Source organism: Paenibacillus sedimenti (assembly GCF_014534655.1).
Taxonomy (GTDB): Bacteria; Bacillota; Bacilli; order Paenibacillales; family NBRC-103111; genus Paenibacillus_E; species Paenibacillus_E sedimenti.
The window spans coordinates 99568-116731 of sequence record NZ_JACVVD010000012.1 but is presented as its reverse complement, the minus strand read 5'-3'; the positions used below and the strand labels follow the sequence as shown (position 1 = coordinate 116731).

Sequence of the window (17164 nt, the reverse complement as noted above, 5' to 3'; positions counted from 1 at the left end):
ATCTTACACTCTGAAACCTCTCTCCATTATCCCCTGCACTCAGAATTACAGATATTTCAGAAACATCGCTTTCCTTGTACCATAGTTCTGAGCTATGGGGATAGTGGGTAAATAGAGACGGAAAAGTGACAGAATATGTTCCCGCGCTTCGCTCATGTTATCCAAAAGAATTATTCTCACGCCACTATCCCCTGCACTCAGAATTGCAGATATTTCAGAATTTAGAGGAAAGAGCATCGAACCTGCAGCCAGCCATTTATGACTTATAAACCACTAAATGACGTTAACGCTGAAAAGCCGTCTTAAAGTTGCAGATGTACCCAATCTAAGCCGGTTAAGACGGAAAAACCGTGTTAAGCCGAGTTTCAGGGGGTCTGAGGTTTCACCTGTTATGGGAAAAGTGTGGATCTGAACTTTCACACATTAGTCTTGGACCTCCGCTAGCGTCGGGAGCGCAGGGATCGCCCCCCTGCGCGTGGTGGTGATCGCGCCTACGCGGTTGGCGAAGGCGAATACACGCTCCGCAACGCCGGCTTCGCCGAGCGCATCGACGATGTTAGCCGGTGTAGCGCCAAGCGCCACCAGCTGGAAGAGCATGCCGCCGACGAAGCTGTCGCCGGCGCCGGTCGTATCCACAGCCGCCGCAGGTTGGCCGGGGATCACGATATCCTGCCGTGCGGTCACGACACGGCAGCCTTGCGGCCCCAAAGTGATGACGATCACTTTGGGGCCGCGCTGCAGCAGCTGCTGCGCCCCTGTGGTCGCGTCCACGCCGAGGAGGAATTCGATTTCCTCCTCGCTCACTTTGACCACATCGGCCAGCGGCAGCTGGGCCAAGATCTCAGCCCGAGCGGCCTCAGCGCTCGGCCAAAGAGCCAGGCGCACATTGGGGTCGTACGACACCAGTGCGCCAAGTTCCCTTGCGCGACGCGCGGCGTCCAGCGTTGCGGTGCGGCAAGGCTCGGCGATCAGCGACACCGAGCCGAAGTGATAGACGGCGGCGTCCGCCAGCCACTGCGCCTCGACTTCGTCTGCACGCAGCAGCATGTCCGCCGCCGGGTCGCGGAAAAACAAGAAGTCGCGCTCCCCATCCGCGCGCAGCGACACAAAAGCCAGACCGGTCTTCGCCTCGTCGGTCTGAATCACAGCCGCTTGCACGCCGACCTCCTCTAGCGTGCGCTTCAAGTAATCGCCGAATGGGTCACGGCCGATTTTGCCTATAAACCGCGCGTCGCCGCCCAGCTTGGCGATCGCCGCTGCTACATTGGCCGGCGCTCCGCCAGCCGCCCGCTGGAAGTTCGTGACGTCGGCTAACGCCTGTCCGTTCACGTCCGGCACAAAATCAATCAACAACTCACCTAAACACACAATGTAACGTTTGTCCATTCATTCATTCTCCTTTTCCGCGATAACCTAACGCATTCATAATATATGTGGTTGTTTGTCTAATCAAGGTTTGTGTATCCGGACGTTCCTCCGTAAACAAAAGTTCAAAAAAATCTCTCTGTTTATAAAAAAACATCGACCCTAAGACAAACATAAGCGTGCTATCCAGCGATTCAAACTGGAAGAGCCCTTGCTGTCTGCCCTTCTCCAAAAAATCCCGGACTTTTTGCCATAACGGATAGACAAACTCCCGAATTTTTTCAACGCGGGTCGATACCGTAATAATCTCCCTTTGCATCATAGTAATCAGGTCAAGATCGGCATTACGGATCAATATAACCTCCCGAATAATCGTTTGAATCCCTTCGACCGGATCTTCAATAGACAAAAACTCAGGAAGCCTGCCGCTCGGGAAAAATTGCCTGAAGATTTCATGGTAAACGCTCTCTTTTCCACCAAAATAATAGGAAACCAGAGCCACATTGGCCCCGGCCTCCTCACATATTTGTCGTACGCTTGTAGCGTCATAGCCGTTCTTGGCAAACAGCTTTTTCGCTGCCAGAAGAATGCGCATTCTCATATCCATATCTTGGCCAGCCATTTGCATCCTCCTCGGTTCTTGCTAAGCTGTCTGCGCGCGATGCTCTACAGCCGGTACACGCTTCGTTTTTTTCAATACAACCACGATGACATCAATGACTAATGCAACACCGGAAATCATAAACAGGAAGCCTACCTCTTTCCCTACAGCAGGTCCGCCAAATAAAATATTCATTAATCCATTTACTGCGTAAGTGGCAGGAAAAGCTTCGCTTAGAGTATGGTAAAAACCCGATAAAAGCTCACGCGGAACGATCGCTCCTGAAGACACCAGCTGCAACGACAACATGGCGATGTTAAATAGCATACCCGCGTTCCCAAACAATGTCAAAAACATTTGAGCGACCAGCGCAAAAGCAAGTAAAAATAAGGATTGGAAGGCCCAAAGAGCCAAATAGCCTTTCTCTACATGCCCTCCCAATGCGACAACCATCGAAGAGCCAATTAAACCAACAACTACAGCTGCAAAGACGGTGATCGCCAATCGTGCAACCAGTTTTTGACTTTTTGACAGTGACGCTCCAAGCATGTTGCTAGTTACATTGAAGTTCATTCCCATAATCATAGTTCCAACAATGGAAGCAAGAACGAGCATCATCGGCAGCATTTGATTCGGCATATCCTTCACTTTGTTCGTGCTTTGAATATCAGAAACAACTTTGCTTGATAAACCTTGTGCAATCTGTCCGGCCTGCTCTGCTGGAAGTTTCGGATTCATTTGCATTAGAACGGCCGACGTGCCTGCTGCCACAGCTTCTTTGTTGACAGTCGCAGTCACATTTCCGGCAACTGCTTGCATGATGGACTTGGTCATGGAAGGATTGGATTCGTTAATCGTATACGTAATCGGAGCCGTCTGCCCCTGCGTTTGAAGCTTCTTAGAAAAATTGGCCGATATGTACAGCACCATCTGCACTTTACGTTCGTTCAGCATCGATTGCGCTTGTTCATTGGAACTGACGACTTCTGTATGAAAAGGCAAATTGCCTTTCAAATTGTCCACAATTTTGTTGCCCATTCCTTGATCTTCATTCACAATGGCAATTCGCAAATTTTTCGTGTTGTCGGTTACCCCCGCATAGCCCGTCATCCAAATGATACTAAACAGCAATTGAAACATCACAGCTGTAATAATGCCAACTTTGGTTGTTGCTGGTTTAAGAAACCCCAATATCGTTGTTTTCATAAAATACCACTCCTCATTAAACACTTGTTTAAATTAAACGTTTGTTTAAATTATAAAATTGGACCCCTTCTCTGTCAAGACACCCAAACCAAAACCAACCAAGTAATAAAATAAAAAAAGGAGGACCCCTTTCGGAGTCCTTCAGCGGTGAATGAGTAGTGGGTACATTTGCCTTGAATCTTATTAGCTTGGTCACGACCTCATCGTATTATTGCAGTACATATACTACATTAATAACTCTGCGGCACATCTCCTCGCTTCTATATAGATTCAACAACAACTTCCCTGGTATTATATCGTTTGCTGATCTGCGACACGACACCTCTCTTGGTTCACCGCCGAAAAGTATTATGTTCCATTTCAATTTGTACTATTCATGAGAGCGTTAAATTTCCGGATTGTTTTTGCTCAGTTTATTAGCATTTAGCAATAAAGCCGCGAGTAATAATAACCAGCAGAATGAAAAGAACGAGAATACTTCCGGCTGAGCTGTAAGGTTTACAAGGTACTGCAGCAACAGGGGCTGCAGCGACTGGTTTAGGGAATACGACGGACGTTTGTTGGTAAGAAGCATGCAGGTGAATATCATTGTGCACTGGCTTTTGAACGATTGGAGCTGGCATCGGCATTGGCATTGGCATTGGTGCCGGCATTGGTTGTGCCGGATAAACTGGAGCAGCATAGCCTGGTTTTATTTGTTCCATGGGAAAAGCACCTCCTTAATCCTTAACTGAAGTTGTAGTTATCGTTAATGGTTAGGTGAATTACTTACAACATCAGTCTATGGGAGAGCACCTATCCGGAACACGGTAAACACCCAGATCACCCAAAAATAGTCGGCTGTCATGGGCGAACGAGCCACTAATCCCCTTACCAGCAAAAAAGGCTGTCCGACGAATCGGGCAGCCCTTCCTTTTAAACATATGGATTGTTGTCTCTTTCGAAGCCAATCGTCGTCTTAGCGCCGTGTCCGGGATAAACGATCACGTCATCGTCCAGAACGAACAGCTTCTCTTGAATCGAATCGAGCAGCGCATTCGAATCGCCGCCCGGCAGGTCGGTTCGACCTACCGAAAGCTTAAACAATACGTCGCCGCTGAACAGGTGATTGTCGTACAAGAAGCTCACGCTCCCCGGAGAATGACCGGGAGTGTGGAACACCTGCAGCCGAATCCCGAGGAATTCAAGCGCTTGTCCTTCGTCCAGCGCATATTCCGCGGGCTCCGTTTCAATGGCGGCACCCAGCTCCGGCCAGCGCGCAGAGCCGTTCTTCTTCGGATTGGTCAGCCAATCCGCCTCCAGATCGTGGATGTAAACCGGGCAGCCTTTGAGCTTGCGGATTTGATCCACGCCGCCGATATGGTCGAAGTGCGCATGCGTCAGCAGAATCGCCTCAATATGCAGATCGGCAATCTTTTTGATCAGCGGCTGCGGGTTCATGCCCGGATCGATAATAATGCCCTTCTTGGTGTCCGGATCCGAAAGCAAGTACGCATTCGTGCTCAACGGCCCTAATGGAAAAGAATCTATTTTTATCATAACGATTCGCTCTCAATCTTTTGCGCTTAGTTGAATTTAGAAAGTAGAGATTAGCTCACGAAGTTCTTTGACGATAACGGGATGATAGCCGTTGCCTTCGCCATATTGGCGGCCCATTTCAGCTCTGGCCACTTGGATTTTCTCGTTGTAATCCGGCGCTTCACGATCCGGGTTCTCTTTTTTGAACTGGGTCATAACCGCTTGTACATGCGCCGGGCGAGGACCCCAATGGCCTAAGACAAAACCGCCTGTATCGGTGAAGATCACTTTGGGAATCCCTCTTCCGCCGCCGGTCAGAAACTGGTCGATGACATCGTAATTTTCCTCGATGATAAGCACTTCCACAGGAATGCCGCTGTTCTCCAGCGCCTTGAATACGACCGGTACGTTACGAACAACGTCTCCGCACCAATCTGCCGCTACGATGAGGCAGCGCAGATCGTCGCGATTGTTCAGCGATTCGAAGAACTCTTGGTCCTCTTCATTCGCCCATTCGAACCCGTTGTAATAGCCGAGAAATTGTTCTTGGTTCTTGGTCATGCCATCAATGAACTGCTGCGGTTTCAAGCCGGTACGCAGCTTGTTTGCAAGATTCGTACTCATCAGTCTCCAACCTCCAATATGTATAAGTTAATTCCTAGTATTATTGTAGCAAATACAGGCAAAAGCTCCAAATTGATCTGGGCTTATTTCTGTAATTTCGTTCTTCTTTTCACGTAAAATTGATAGGCTACGTATAGAATCGTCAGCGTCAAGGCTGCGATAATCAACGGTTTAATGTAAGGACCGGCAACCTCGTCTATAGTCTCCCAGTTATCTTTGAGCACCATGCCGAGATATACGTACAAGAATGAATAAGGAATGAGAGCAAGACCTGTATAGAGCGTGAATTTGCCTAAAGGCATTTTGGCCATACCGCCGGGAAGCGAGATCGCATGACGAACAATCGGAATGAAGCGAGCCGTGAAAATCATTCCTGTACCATAACGGTTAAACCAGGCTTCAGCAACATCAATATGGTGTTTGCTGATCAGCAAATATTTGCCGTACTTTTCCAGAAAAGGTCTGCCGCCGTATCGACCGATCCAGTAAAGCACGACTTGTGCTAATGTTCCGCCGACTACAGCGCAAACGATGGCACCGATAAAGTTAATTTCACCTTTTGATACCAGGTAGCCCGCATAGGCCAGCAAAAGCTCATTGGGAATGACCTCGAGCATTAATCCTATGAAAATACCCCAGTATCCAAGCCCTTCCAAATACACTAATACACTGTGAATCAATTCACTCATTCATTAGCCCTCTCTCCACAAAATTATCCATATCTTGTCTATATGACATTTTACCATAGACTTGCTCTTCTCAACTAGTTTCTACTTACGTTTGTGCTTCAAAAAGAAGGATATAATCCGCTCTTTGCAAGCTCGTACCGGAGCGCTTAAATCCTTACCTTTCATATGGATGAGTCCGTGTTCCAGCGGAACAGGTTGCTCTGATGCAAGCTGTGCCAGTTTACCTTCTCTTAACTCCTTTTCCACTGCTGTTAATGGGAGTAATGCCAAGCCCATTCCACAGATGACTGTCTGCTTAATCATCTCGGAGCTATCGAATTCAAGGGAGGCGAAAGCGGATATTCCCTTTTCGGCGAGCTGCTGCCCGGCCATCGTTTGGTAAATGCAACGGCCGCCGAAGCCGATGACTTTGGTATTTGCAGCCGTGCCCCAGCCTTCCTTCTCCAGCTTGCGGACAAGCTCGGGAGAACCGATCCAAATAAGCTTATCCTCGATGAGCGGTACGAATTCGAGATTTCGCGCTTGCGGATTGCGTGGAACAATGCCCAAATCTACGCGGTAAGCCGTGACTTCTTGGGTAATATCGCGTTGAAACCCTGTTTCGAGATTCAACTGAATTTGCGGATATCGTTCAAAGATCGCCGGCAGCAGCTTCGGCATATGCGGTACGCAAAACGATTCGAGAGCCCTCAAGCGAACGATCCCTTTGGGCTCGTCAAGCCCGTTTAGCTTGTCTTGGAGCGATTCGCCAAGACTCAGGAAGCGGTAGGCGAACGGCACTACTTCCTTGCCCGCTTCTGTAAGCTCAACGCCTCGGGGCAAGCGCCGGAATAAGGGTTTGCCCAGCATTTGTTCCAATTGAGAAATATGCATCGTAACGGTTGATTGCACGTAGCCAAGTTTCAAAGCTGCTTTACTGAAGCTTCGCTCCTCCATAACGGTCACGAAGGTTTTCATGCTTCGCCCATCCATGTGTTCAATCATGTCTTGTCACCCACCTATCGAGTTTACAAATATTAAATATCGAAATCATTCGTTATTCAAATATATAAACCCATGATATCATCAGGTTCAGAATTAGAAAAGAAGGAGTGGTTGGAATGAATCCTAAACTGAAATCTTTCCTCAGCATATTGCTGCCGGGTGCAGGCGGCTTCCTGGCCATACTTGCCTGCAGCTTGCTCGGCGATACCGCCGGGATCTCACTGCTGATGGCGCCGTTCGGCGCTACCTGCGTCATCGCCTTTGCGCTGCCGCAAAGCCCGCTCGCACAACCGCGCAGCGTCATCGGCGGCCACGTGCTCAGCACGCTCGTCGGGCTGTGCACTTTGACCGCCTTCGGCGTGCACGCGTGGAGCCTGGCGCTCGCCGTCGGCGCTGCGATTGTGCTCATGCTTGCGACGCGCACACTGCACCCGCCTGCCGGCGCAGACCCGCTGCTCGTGATGCTCGCCGGCGCGAAGTGGAGCTTTCTGTTCACGCCGGTGCTGCTTGGCGCAGTGCTGCTCGTACTCGTGGCGCTGGGCTACCACAGGGCCACAAAGGTATCCTATCCCACGAAGTGGTGGTAACTTAATCATGCGCTGACAAGCCTCTGCATAAGATGTACAAGAACCTTGTACAGGAGGCGGACCAGCCATGTCCCGAATTATTGTTATTAAACGTACACATCTTGTTCTTGCTGCCTTAGCGCTGCTGTTGATCCTCTCCAGCTTGCTGTATTTAAACCGCGAGCGCATCATTCCTACGCTTGCTGAGCCGACTGCCTTGAGAACGTTCCACATGGTTACGGGCGAATTCAAATCGACGACCAGCGATGGGAAGACGATTGAAGCTTACCGCTGGGACCCTGGTACCATCGTTGTGAATAAGGGGGAGAAGGTCAAACTCAGCATCTACGGCGTGAACGGTGAAAGCCATCCCTTTTTGATCGAAGGACTGAATATCAGCGGTGAAGTCAAGAAAGGGAAAGAAACCGTCATCACCTTTACTCCCGAGCAAGAAGGCATATACCGCCTTATTTGTATGACACATCCCGACATTGCGCATGGGGGCCCTATGATCGGCTATATCGTAGTAGATTAGATTTGCGCAATGAACTTGGGCGCACCCCGGCACATGTCTCCAGTGGCTATACGCTCTCTCCATGCATACACATAGCATAAAGCGTATGCTTACGAAGCTGGTTTTGCTAACGCAAAACTCTAAGGAGCGTGGAAGCTTCCATGGTGAACAATCAAACGAACGAAAAGCATAAACAACAGTACCCAAGTGCACGCGGGATTCGCCGTGCCTGCACCAAGGAGTTGTATCGTACCGTTAAACGTTTAAAAGTATGGGTCTCACCTGAGCAAATAGCCCAAGCTGAAGAGATTTATGTGAAAAAGGTGATGTTGAACCTCCCTTTCATTGTCGAAAACGGCAGCAATCGTAAAGCGCTTGCGGATTGGTTCGATGAGAATGTCGGTCCCGAAATTGCACCCATATGGAACGTCGAACTGTCTGTGCTGAACCATGCGTTCCGTAACGCCTTTGGCGGATAATTCATTCAAACAATGAGATATCACCCTCAAATGAAAAGGGCTCTCCACCGGGTTAATTTGACCCGTGGAAAGCCCCTTTACTTTTTCGTCCTATTATCAATTAACGCCAGCCGGAGGTAAAATCTGCTTAACCGGACCGAATGTATACGAATACTCGGCCTGCATGCTTAACGCTCCGTTCTCATCTTCCGAATCCATCGTAAAGACGACTGATTTCGGCAAATTGGTTTTGGCGTCGATCACATATTGCTGCTTAAGCGCAACGGTTTTGGAACTGGAGCTGTTGTTAAGCACAATTTGATCGTATTTTTGCGGGTCAAAATTGACGTCAACCATCAACTCGTTTCCTTTCGGATCAACCTTGATATCTTTGATCGCCGCCAGCATCTCGCATGTGAAATATTGGGACAAAATTTCCTCTGACATGGTGTCGGAAGGGATATCCATAGCTGTCCATGCCCCTGTGGTTGCGTCTTTGAAATAAACTTTATTTTTGATCATGATGATCTCTTGATCCAGATTCATCTCCGCCATTTGCATAGATGATTTGATGTGTTGGGCAAATTCCGGTTGGAGATTGACGTCTCCTTCCATCTTCATCGCCGTGTCCGAATCACTGGTTTTCATATTCATCGTGCCTTGGAACGAATAGCTTTTCACTTCTTCAAATGCCTTCATCATGTTCATATATGCAGTAAAGTCACCGCCAGATGGCGGGTTGCAAGCAGCTTCGTTTTTACCGATATAAATGACAAACGCGTCGCTTTCACTCGCAAAAGTTACTTCTTTACCGCTGTTTTCAGCTACAAATCGCAGGGGAACCATCGTACTGCCGTCGATGATTTGCGCCGGCACCTCCAATGAAACCGCACTGCCGTTCACTGTTGCGCTTGTGCCGTTGATCGTAAGATCGATTACGAGACCGTCCTTCGTCCCGATCGCATGCTGCACATCCCCCGAGTCTTCCCATTTCACTTGAAACCCTAAGGTTTCAAACAATTTCCGGAACGGTACGAGGGTACTGCCATCGACAATAACAGGCTTAGCATCTTCAAATTGAAGTTGCTTCCCATCTAACATAACTTTTACGTTAGTTTGCGCAGCGAAAGTTGTTTGCACAGCAAAGGTAAATAAAAGCAGCAGGCTAAACAACAAGCTTAACGGCTTCTTAAACATACTTATTTTCATTTGTAGTTACTCCTTTTCAACTGATCAATCGGACTAAATGTGGGAATGGGATGTAAAACGGAAAGAGAATGTGGGAAGGTATTTCTTAATACGGGATGTTATTAAAAACGGGTATATTGAGAAAAATCAGAGGGTTTACTTGAACGAACTGCTGTCAACTTGGCGGCCACCGCATTGAATCCTGTCTTATCATACACAAATTGGCAGATAGATTCTGTGAGAAATCACACAAAACGGAGAATAATTTATAACGGCTGAGCAGACAAAGCAAACCCCCCGATGAAATTTCATTCTCTTTTCACCGGGGGTTTTATTTGCTGCTTAGTAATACTCGGGCAGCCATTTGCCGTGTGCTTCGATAAGATCGTCGCACATTGCGATAATATCGTCCATCGAGAGCTCAGCCGATGTGTGCGGATCGAGCATCGCCGCATGGTAAATATGCTCGCGTTTGCGCGTAATCGCCGCTTCGATCGTCAGCAGCTGCGTATTGATGTTCGTGCGGTTGAGCGCCGCACATTGCGGAGGCAGGTCGCCTACATAGGTAGGAATGACGCCATTGCGGTCAACCAGGCAAGGTACCTCGACACAAGCTTCACGCGGCAAGTTCGTAATTAATCCGGTGTTCATGACGTTGCCGCCGATTTTGAACGGAACATCGGTTTCCATCGCTTCGAAAATATAAGAAGCATATTCATGAGAACGCTTATGCGTCAAATTCGTATCGTTCACGAGATCGTCGCGCATTTTACCCCAACGGGCGATCTGCTCAACACAGCGGCGCGGATATTCGTCCAGTGGAATATTGAAGCGGTCGATGAGCTCAGGATAATTCCGTTTGATGAAATATGGATGGTATTCGGCGTTGTGTTCAGAGGACTCCGTGATATAGTGTCCGAATTTCAGCATCATTTCGTAGCGGACCATGTCCCAATGCTTTTCCTTTTGCTTCTCGGCGGCCCGTTTCTTAATCTCCGGATACAAGTCAACGCCGTCCTTGGTTACTTCAAGCAGCCATGCCATGTGATTGATTCCGGCAATTTTGGCCTGCACGCCTTCCTTGTCGATGCCAAGGTGATCAAACAAGTGCGGAATACAGGCTTGCACGCTATGGCACAATCCAACGGTGCGAACGCCTCCGTAGGTATTCATCACATTGGTCAATACCGCCATCGGGTTGGTGTAATTGAGGAACCATGCGTCCGGGCACACTTCGCGAATGTCCGCAGCAAAATCAAGCATTACGGGAATGGTACGCAGGTTGCGGAAAATCCCCCCGATACCGACGGTGTCCGCAATCGTTTGACGCAGGCCGTATTTTTTCGGAATTTCGAAATCGGTAATCGTACAAGGATCATAGCCGCCAACCTGGATTGCATTGACCACATATTTGGCCCCGCGCAGAGCTTCCTTCCGGTCCGTATACGCTTTCACTACACAGGTGCTTCCGCTCGTCTTCTTGATGTTATTCAACATATTCTCGGAATCTTTCAATCTCTCATGGTCAATATCAAATAGCGCTAATTCAAAGCCCTGCAGTGCTGGCGTCAGCATACAATCGCCGAGTACATTTTTGGCAAATACGGTGCTGCCTGCCCCTAAAAATGTTATTTTGGACATGGGGTCAACTCCTCCATATGTTCTTGTGCTTCCTCCATTTCACTATAGCTCAGGGGCGCAATCATGCATATGGATCGAACGAACATCAATATGGACATTTGTAGTTTTTTACGTTACCCTAAAGCAAAAAGCACAAGGGTGATCCCATGAATCCGGACCATACGTATTTTACGGTCAGCATCAACCCCATTGCGAATAAAGCAGATTTATCGGTGCTTTTTAGCGGGGAAGGCAAACCCGTCCCTTTGCATCAATGGGGTCCTGCCGTACATGATTACTATCTGATTCATACGGTCCTCTCTGGAGAGGGCGTCTTTGAAATACGCAATCGTACCTACCGCTGCGGGCCCGGGGACACGTTCGTCATATTCCCGGGCGAGCTGTTCAGCTATATCGCGGATGCCGACCGGCCTTGGCATTATGTATGGGTCGCTTTTGTCGGCCGGGCTGTGGGCATGACACTGTCCTCGATGGGGGTTACCCCTGAGAATGCGGTCATCTCAGGCAGCATCTCGCGCTCCATTCGTCACTTGTACCGGCGAATCCGTTCAAGCTTTCAGCAATCGGAGTATCCTGTGCTTGAGGATTTGAAAGCCGGGGGCTGGCTGCGCCTCCTGCTCAGTGAGCTTGGGCAGACCAACGGGCATCGGTTGACCGATAAACGGGCGGCTGAATCCGATATTGAGCGCCAGATCGGTCAAGCGATTCGCTATTTGGAACTGCAGTACACACAGCCTGTGTCCATAGAATCTTTGGCCCATTCGCTTGGATATCATCGCACGTATTTATGCAAAATGTTCAAGCAATCCATCGGATTATCCCCGATGCAATACTTGCTCAAAATTCGGATGGAACGCGCAAAGCAGCTGCTGAAAACGTCCATGACGATTGATCAGGTAGCTTCTTCGGTCGGATTCAACGATGCCTTATATTTCTCCAAGCAATTTCGCAAGTGGAGCGGTGTTGCTCCGTCCGCTTATCGAAAGCAGCACTTGAGTTATTCCTGCCATATTATTGAATGAAATGAATTGTTTGTTAATTCTTCTTTCGGGTAATCTACCTAAAGAAGGAGTTGGTCCGTGTTGGTTGCTGTCACCTATTCGATCCTTTGGATTCTGGCTGCCTTCAAATTTGCCGATCGCAACTGGAAGCCCTATTATCCGACGATTCTATACGCGTCACTCGGCAATTCGCTATACGAATTGCTCTGTTATAATTATCCGCTTTGGCAAATGGAGCCAACGGGGTTAAGTACTCCATGATTCCTATTTTGCTGCTTACCTTGATTGGCATGCCCCTTTCGACCTGGATTTATCTTTCACATTATCCGACGGAACGTCCGATCTTACAGAAGTTAAGGTATATTCTTTTATTTACTGCTCTATTTGTCGTGCTTGAATATATATCAGTGAGATTAGATGCAATTACCTACCATAACAGGTGGAATCTATTTTATTCATTACTATTTGATATCGTCATGTTTCTCGTTTTGCGCATCCACTTCCGAAATCCCTTACTTGGCATTGCCATTTCGGCTGCATATGTCGGGGTACTTATTGTTTGTTTCAATGTTTCGCTCGAGCATATGAAATAATAAAATCCAGGCCAGAACCTCGATCCGGGGTTCCAACCTGGTTTTTTATGGGTACATCTGTTCAGCATCTTGAGGCAGGTTCCTCACATGTTCAAGATGAGCCGTGACTCTGCGATCGTCGTCGTGCAGGTATTCGTATCCCAGATGAGCAGCGACCTCCACCGCGGTTTGTCTAAAGAGATCAGCCATGACAAATAGCGCCTGCCACATATGCTCATAATCAGCATCAGAATATGTTCTCATCAGTTGACCCCATTGCTGCGGCGTAAGCTGCTTTTCGAAATATTTGCCGTACTTGCCGGAATCGAGGGTAAAGCCGGAACGAACGCCGATATGCCATCTCAGCATCTGAATCAGCATGTCTCGTACAGGTCCGTCAAACATATGCTTGGCATAAAGAACCTCGCCTCTCCATAACCCTTTGGCGATATAGGGACAGACCCACCAGAATTCATTGCAGCAGTCGGCGAACTGCTTAGGGGATGGTCTTCTAGTGATGTAATCGCTGTCACTTGGAGGCGGGAATGGTTCTATCTGCCCGTCTTTATCCAAGAGAAGCAGGCTCAGACTATCTTTGTCCACCTGATTGAATGCCTCAAGCGAATATAGATTCAGGTCAATACGATTGCCATCTGTAAATTGCATGAGATAATTGAAGAATTCATAGGATTCCCGGGGCGGGTGGCCGTTTTCTTCCGGCGTCTGCATGATCATCGGTTCACCGAACCGCTTGATCCAGTCACGGTCGCTTACGAAGATATTAACATCCGTAACGACATAGACAATATCATAATCCTGAAAACAATCGCGTGGCGCATTCGAATTCAGACGTGACCCATTCATGATGACCGCCCGTACCCTGTCGTTTTCCTTGGCATAATCAACAATGAGTGAAAGCATTTCTTGTTCGCTTCGCATGCGAGTCCTCCCTTACGTTCAAAGCAAAAGGGCTATTGCTTTTTTTCATGCTAAAATCTGCCTAACATGGTGCTCCATATGATCCAAATAATCCCGTATGAGCCACTCCAGCGTAACCGGCTGAGCTCCGCCGATCTCACAAGGCAGATTCCGTTTTTCTTCCGGGAGACCGCTGACGACTGCTACAATCTGCCCATTCAAAGTTGTCCATAATTTAATAATATCGTTTATCGCCATGTTTTGGTAGTCATTTACAGCCACCCATTGATTTTGGTCATATTTGGGGACGATAAAAGGACTTTTTTCATACTGTGCCCGAACAAAGCGCTGATAATTGTTGGTAGCGGAGTCACATAAATGTCCGAGAATTTCCTTTTTCGACCATTTCTGCGGTTGAGGCTTTAACGCTAGTTCCTCCTCTAATGCCGCCAAGCGACCCGGTAATTCGTTGATCCACTCATTCAATCGCGCAATAACCGTATGCATCTGCAAATCCTCTCCTTCAATGGTAAGTGAAATTTAGGTATACTATACCACAAGGATTATCATCACAATTATCTATACTAATTAATATTTATCATTACAATCTTTAATGATAAACAAATGGAGGCTTGCTATGGATATCCAATACTATATCACCTTCCGCGAGGTGGCACGGTGTCTTAATTTGACAAGAGCGGCTGAACGGCTTGGCTATGCGCAACCGAGCATCTCCGTTCAAATTCAAAAGTTGGAGAAACATTACCAATTGAAATTGTTTGAGCGAAGCGGCAAGAAGATGCAGTTAAGCAGTGACGGCTTGAAGTTACTTCAATATGCTGACCGGATCGTCGAAGCCTATATGGAATCGGAAGCATGCTTCGCAGCACCAGAGAAGACGAATATTACGATCGGTACCATCGAATCATTGGCCGCCTATTATTTGCCGCCCTATTTCCAATCCTTTCGTCATGCTTATCCCGATATCAATGTGACGATTCTTCCATCACACAAAAATGAAATCATTCAAAAGGTGAAGAAGGGCGAAATTGATTTAGGCGTCATTCTAGATCAGCCATTCATGGATCCGGAAATCCATACGACGTTGATTCGAGAGGAGGAGCTCATCGTCATTTGCCCGCCTGATCATCCCCTTCAAGCCAGAAAGGAGCTTGCCATCCGAGATCTAAACCATAGTGCCCTTATCCTGACTGAAAACGGTTGTACTTACCGAATGGCTCTGGAGAGCTCATTAAAAGACGCGCAAGTCCTCTATCAAATTGTTTCTCAACTTGGCAGCATTGAAGCGATAAAACAATGCGTCATCATAGGCATGGGGGCAGCCCTGATCCCACGGATTGCAGCCAGGGAGGAGTTAGATAAAGGGGTTCTCCATGGCATAAGACTCCGTGACGACCGGTTCCCTGCTTTCTACTCCCAAATCATCATCCACAAAAATATATTTCTATCCGAACCGCTGAAATATTTAACTTCGTTGTTTCATACTTCCGGGCAGGATAGCTCGTCCTTCGTTGCTGCGCCATGCAATTCCTTTGTCAAATAAACCCGCTTGGACTCTTCCCCGCCTCACTACAAATCTAGCATTTGACTCCCTATTATTCACACATTTTCTATTAAGTTAGGTAAAACTACTTATCGGGCAACCCCCTTTTGACATTTACTATAAGCAGATCAGAGGAAAGGAGGTGAAATATAGATGGTATACGTTAAACGCGCTTTACCTCCCCGGAAAGACAATGGACAAAGAGGCAGAGTTTTTATCCGAAGAGCCCCTTTAAACAGAAAACTTAGACCTAAACAACTGCTTTCCCGCTTTACCGTACTTTGGGTAAACACCGCTGGTGTTCCATTCTCCACAGCGGGCTTTACTTGTAGAGCATCTTCTACTGGCGGAACCCTTCTCGCTACAGCTAACTTCGATAACTTCGGTACTGCCATATTCAATACAATCCCTACTCCAACAGCACGTACCCTGGTGATCCGTACCTTCGACGCAGACGACAACTTATTCCGCACACGTACCGTTCGTTCTGGAATTTCTGCTTTTGCAATCATCGGTTAATGCCAAAAAGGCGGTGAATGGGTGTTCTACCCATTCGCCGCTTTTTCTCTTTCATCACCTTACCAAGATTTTGGTGACCTCTAATCTTTCCCCATAGATTCTATGCAAGACAAAGCTAAGCAGCAAACCAGCGGTAGAAAGCACCGATATCGACAAATATAACTGTTGTCCTCCTAAGATTTCATACGCCCATCCGCCCAGATAGGACGCCACGATGCCAGACACCCCAAAGAAAAGCAGAGCAAGCACCGTCTGACCTGTGGCTTTCCACTCTTCCGGTACGATCCGGTACAGATACTGGATGGCCGCGGAGTAAAACACAGGGAATGTAAAAATTTGAAGCAGTTGCAGATACGTTAGCCAATGCGGATCAGTGATCCACGCCGAAAGAAAAAACCTTAAGGCGTAAAAGAAGCAGGCGAATGAAATCAGTATCATCTCTTTGCCTTTCCGCAGCCACCAAAAGCTGAGTGCAAAAACGAGTATCTCACTTCCGGCAGCCAGGAACCACGCTTGACCGACCAGATCTGAGGTACCGCCCATTTGCCGGATATACACGCCTAAATAAATATCATTCGTACGCTGAGGAACAGCGGAGATAAGAATCAATATCAGGAACCCCAACGTTTCGCGGTGACTCAAAAAGTTACGTAAACTTTTGAGCGATACCGGCTTCCCCGTCGCCGGCGCATCCGGCAAACCGAGACAGACCAGGAATCCGATCACTCCGATACCCGCAAACAACAGCGCCAGACTCTCGATTCCGAAATACAACATCGCATAGCCGACTGCAAGTGACATGACCGCATAGCCGACAGCTCCGAACGTCCGAACGGAACCATAGCTCACCTTGTTAGCCTCCGCGGTTTGAAAATTAAGACTTTCCGTGAGCGGATCCAAAGGCATTAAGAAGAAATATAACAACATGGTAAATAGCAACAGCACGATGAAGCTGCCCGATGCGTACAAGAAATAACCCACAACGGTAGAGCAAGCCATCAGCAGCAGCATGATCTTCTTAACCGTTCGGGTCTTGTCGCTAATCATCCCCCATAACGGCTGGGAGAAGATCGTCACAATCCCTCCGGTCCCAATAATAAGGCCGATCTTCGAAGTCGTCAGTCCCTGCGCATCCATATAGACCGGAAGAAAGGAAACAAACAGTGCAAGCAGCGCAAAATAAAGAAAATTAAACGTTCGTAATAAATAGATTGATTTCATCGCGATACCTAGACC

21 protein-coding genes are annotated in these 17164 nt (G+C 47.9%); 8 read left to right on the top strand and 13 right to left on the bottom strand.

The features are described from left to right. Positions 1–423: 423 nt before the first annotated feature. From ICC18_RS26720 to ICC18_RS26685, 8 genes are all read right to left on the bottom strand, one after another. Positions 424–1386 carry a PfkB family carbohydrate kinase gene (locus ICC18_RS26720; protein WP_188177486.1) on the bottom strand — a complete coding sequence of 321 codons (963 nt, stop codon included), beginning with the start codon at positions 1384–1386 and terminating at the stop codon, positions 424–426. A 4-nt stretch (positions 1387–1390) separates the two neighbouring features. Then, the gene (locus tag ICC18_RS26715) at positions 1391–1987 is read right to left on the bottom strand and encodes a TetR/AcrR family transcriptional regulator (RefSeq protein ID WP_188177485.1); all 597 of its coding nucleotides are present in this window, start codon (positions 1985–1987) and stop codon (positions 1391–1393) included. Positions 1988–2008: 21 nt separating this feature from the next. Continuing rightward, a complete protein-coding gene (locus ICC18_RS26710) occupies positions 2009–3172 on the bottom strand; it encodes a YhgE/Pip domain-containing protein (protein ID WP_188177484.1) in 1164 nt (387 codons plus the stop codon). Positions 3173–3588: 416 nt separating this feature from the next. After that, positions 3589–3876 (bottom strand): hypothetical protein, encoded by a 288-nt coding sequence (locus ICC18_RS26705; RefSeq protein WP_188177559.1) that lies wholly within the window; start codon positions 3874–3876, stop codon positions 3589–3591. A gap of 211 nt (positions 3877–4087) precedes the next feature. Further along, positions 4088–4711: an MBL fold metallo-hydrolase gene (locus tag ICC18_RS26700; protein WP_188177483.1), complete on the bottom strand. Its 624-nt coding sequence runs from the start codon at positions 4709–4711 to the stop codon at positions 4088–4090. A gap of 36 nt (positions 4712–4747) precedes the next feature. Continuing rightward, a complete protein-coding gene (locus tag ICC18_RS26695; protein ID WP_188177482.1) occupies positions 4748–5314 on the bottom strand; it encodes a thioredoxin family protein in 567 nt (188 codons plus the stop codon). Between the two features lie 83 nt (positions 5315–5397). Next, positions 5398–6003, bottom strand: a complete 606-nt coding sequence (uptA, locus tag ICC18_RS26690) for an undecaprenyl phosphate transporter UptA (protein WP_188177481.1) — start codon at positions 6001–6003, stop codon at positions 5398–5400. Positions 6004–6084: 81 nt separating this feature from the next. After that, the gene (locus ICC18_RS26685; protein WP_188177480.1) at positions 6085–6987 is read right to left on the bottom strand and encodes a LysR family transcriptional regulator; all 903 of its coding nucleotides are present in this window, start codon (positions 6985–6987) and stop codon (positions 6085–6087) included. 116 nt (positions 6988–7103) lie between these two features. Here ICC18_RS26685 and ICC18_RS26680 point away from each other — a divergent pair, with 116 nt between their 5' ends. The 3 genes from ICC18_RS26680 (at position 7104) to ICC18_RS26670 (ending at position 8546) form a co-directional block, all read left to right on the top strand. Beyond that, on the top strand, positions 7104–7574 hold the full coding sequence (locus ICC18_RS26680; protein ID WP_188177479.1) for an HPP family protein: 471 nt from the start codon (positions 7104–7106) through the stop codon (positions 7572–7574). A 67-nt stretch (positions 7575–7641) separates the two neighbouring features. Further along, positions 7642–8088 carry a cupredoxin domain-containing protein gene (locus ICC18_RS26675; protein WP_188177478.1) on the top strand — a complete coding sequence of 149 codons (447 nt, stop codon included), beginning with the start codon at positions 7642–7644 and terminating at the stop codon, positions 8086–8088. A 143-nt stretch (positions 8089–8231) separates the two neighbouring features. Beyond that, positions 8232–8546 (top strand): dehydrogenase, encoded by a 315-nt coding sequence (locus tag ICC18_RS26670; protein ID WP_376745672.1) that lies wholly within the window; start codon positions 8232–8234, stop codon positions 8544–8546. A gap of 96 nt (positions 8547–8642) precedes the next feature. On the opposite strand, the gene ICC18_RS26665 is transcribed toward ICC18_RS26670, so the two are convergent. Both ICC18_RS26665 and ICC18_RS26660 read right to left on the bottom strand, forming a co-directional pair. Next, on the bottom strand, positions 8643–9734 hold the full coding sequence (locus ICC18_RS26665; protein ID WP_188177476.1) for a copper amine oxidase N-terminal domain-containing protein: 1092 nt from the start codon (positions 9732–9734) through the stop codon (positions 8643–8645). 321 nt (positions 9735–10055) lie between these two features. Next, complete coding sequence (locus tag ICC18_RS26660) at positions 10056–11354, bottom strand: alpha-glucosidase/alpha-galactosidase (protein WP_188177475.1); 1299 nt, start codon at positions 11352–11354, stop codon at positions 10056–10058. Between the two features lie 146 nt (positions 11355–11500). On the opposite strand from ICC18_RS26660, the gene ICC18_RS26655 reads away from it, so the two are divergent. Genes ICC18_RS26655 through ICC18_RS34485 form a run of 3 tightly spaced genes read left to right on the top strand, consistent with a single transcriptional unit; the run spans position 11501 to position 12948 of the window. Then, a complete protein-coding gene (locus ICC18_RS26655) occupies positions 11501–12376 on the top strand; it encodes an AraC family transcriptional regulator (protein ID WP_188177474.1) in 876 nt (291 codons plus the stop codon). Between the two features lie 57 nt (positions 12377–12433). Continuing rightward, complete coding sequence (locus tag ICC18_RS34020) at positions 12434–12616, top strand: hypothetical protein (protein WP_223192893.1); 183 nt, start codon at positions 12434–12436, stop codon at positions 12614–12616. After that, positions 12613–12948 carry a CBO0543 family protein gene (locus ICC18_RS34485; RefSeq protein WP_312029613.1) on the top strand — a complete coding sequence of 112 codons (336 nt, stop codon included), beginning with the start codon at positions 12613–12615 and terminating at the stop codon, positions 12946–12948. Before ICC18_RS34020 ends, ICC18_RS34485 begins: the two co-directional genes overlap by 4 nt. A 45-nt stretch (positions 12949–12993) precedes the next feature. On the opposite strand, the gene ICC18_RS26645 is transcribed toward ICC18_RS34485, so the two are convergent. Together ICC18_RS26645 and ICC18_RS26640 are read right to left on the bottom strand one after the other, a co-directional pair. Further along, on the bottom strand, positions 12994–13866 hold the full coding sequence (locus ICC18_RS26645; RefSeq protein WP_188177473.1) for an aminoglycoside 6-adenylyltransferase: 873 nt from the start codon (positions 13864–13866) through the stop codon (positions 12994–12996). A gap of 45 nt (positions 13867–13911) precedes the next feature. After that, on the bottom strand, positions 13912–14352 hold the full coding sequence (locus ICC18_RS26640; RefSeq protein ID WP_188177472.1) for a DinB family protein: 441 nt from the start codon (positions 14350–14352) through the stop codon (positions 13912–13914). Positions 14353–14482: 130 nt separating this feature from the next. On the opposite strand from ICC18_RS26640, the gene ICC18_RS26635 reads away from it, so the two are divergent. Together ICC18_RS26635 and ICC18_RS26630 are read left to right on the top strand one after the other, a co-directional pair. Then, positions 14483–15409 (top strand): LysR family transcriptional regulator, encoded by a 927-nt coding sequence (locus ICC18_RS26635; RefSeq protein WP_188177471.1) that lies wholly within the window; start codon positions 14483–14485, stop codon positions 15407–15409. 153 nt (positions 15410–15562) lie between these two features. Beyond that, on the top strand, positions 15563–15928 hold the full coding sequence (locus ICC18_RS26630) for a hypothetical protein (protein ID WP_188177470.1): 366 nt from the start codon (positions 15563–15565) through the stop codon (positions 15926–15928). 54 nt (positions 15929–15982) lie between these two features. Here ICC18_RS26630 and ICC18_RS26625 read toward each other — a convergent pair whose 3' ends face one another. Next, on the bottom strand, positions 15983–17149 hold the full coding sequence (locus tag ICC18_RS26625) for an MFS transporter (RefSeq protein ID WP_188177469.1): 1167 nt from the start codon (positions 17147–17149) through the stop codon (positions 15983–15985). Between the last annotated feature and the right edge of the window lie 15 nt (positions 17150–17164).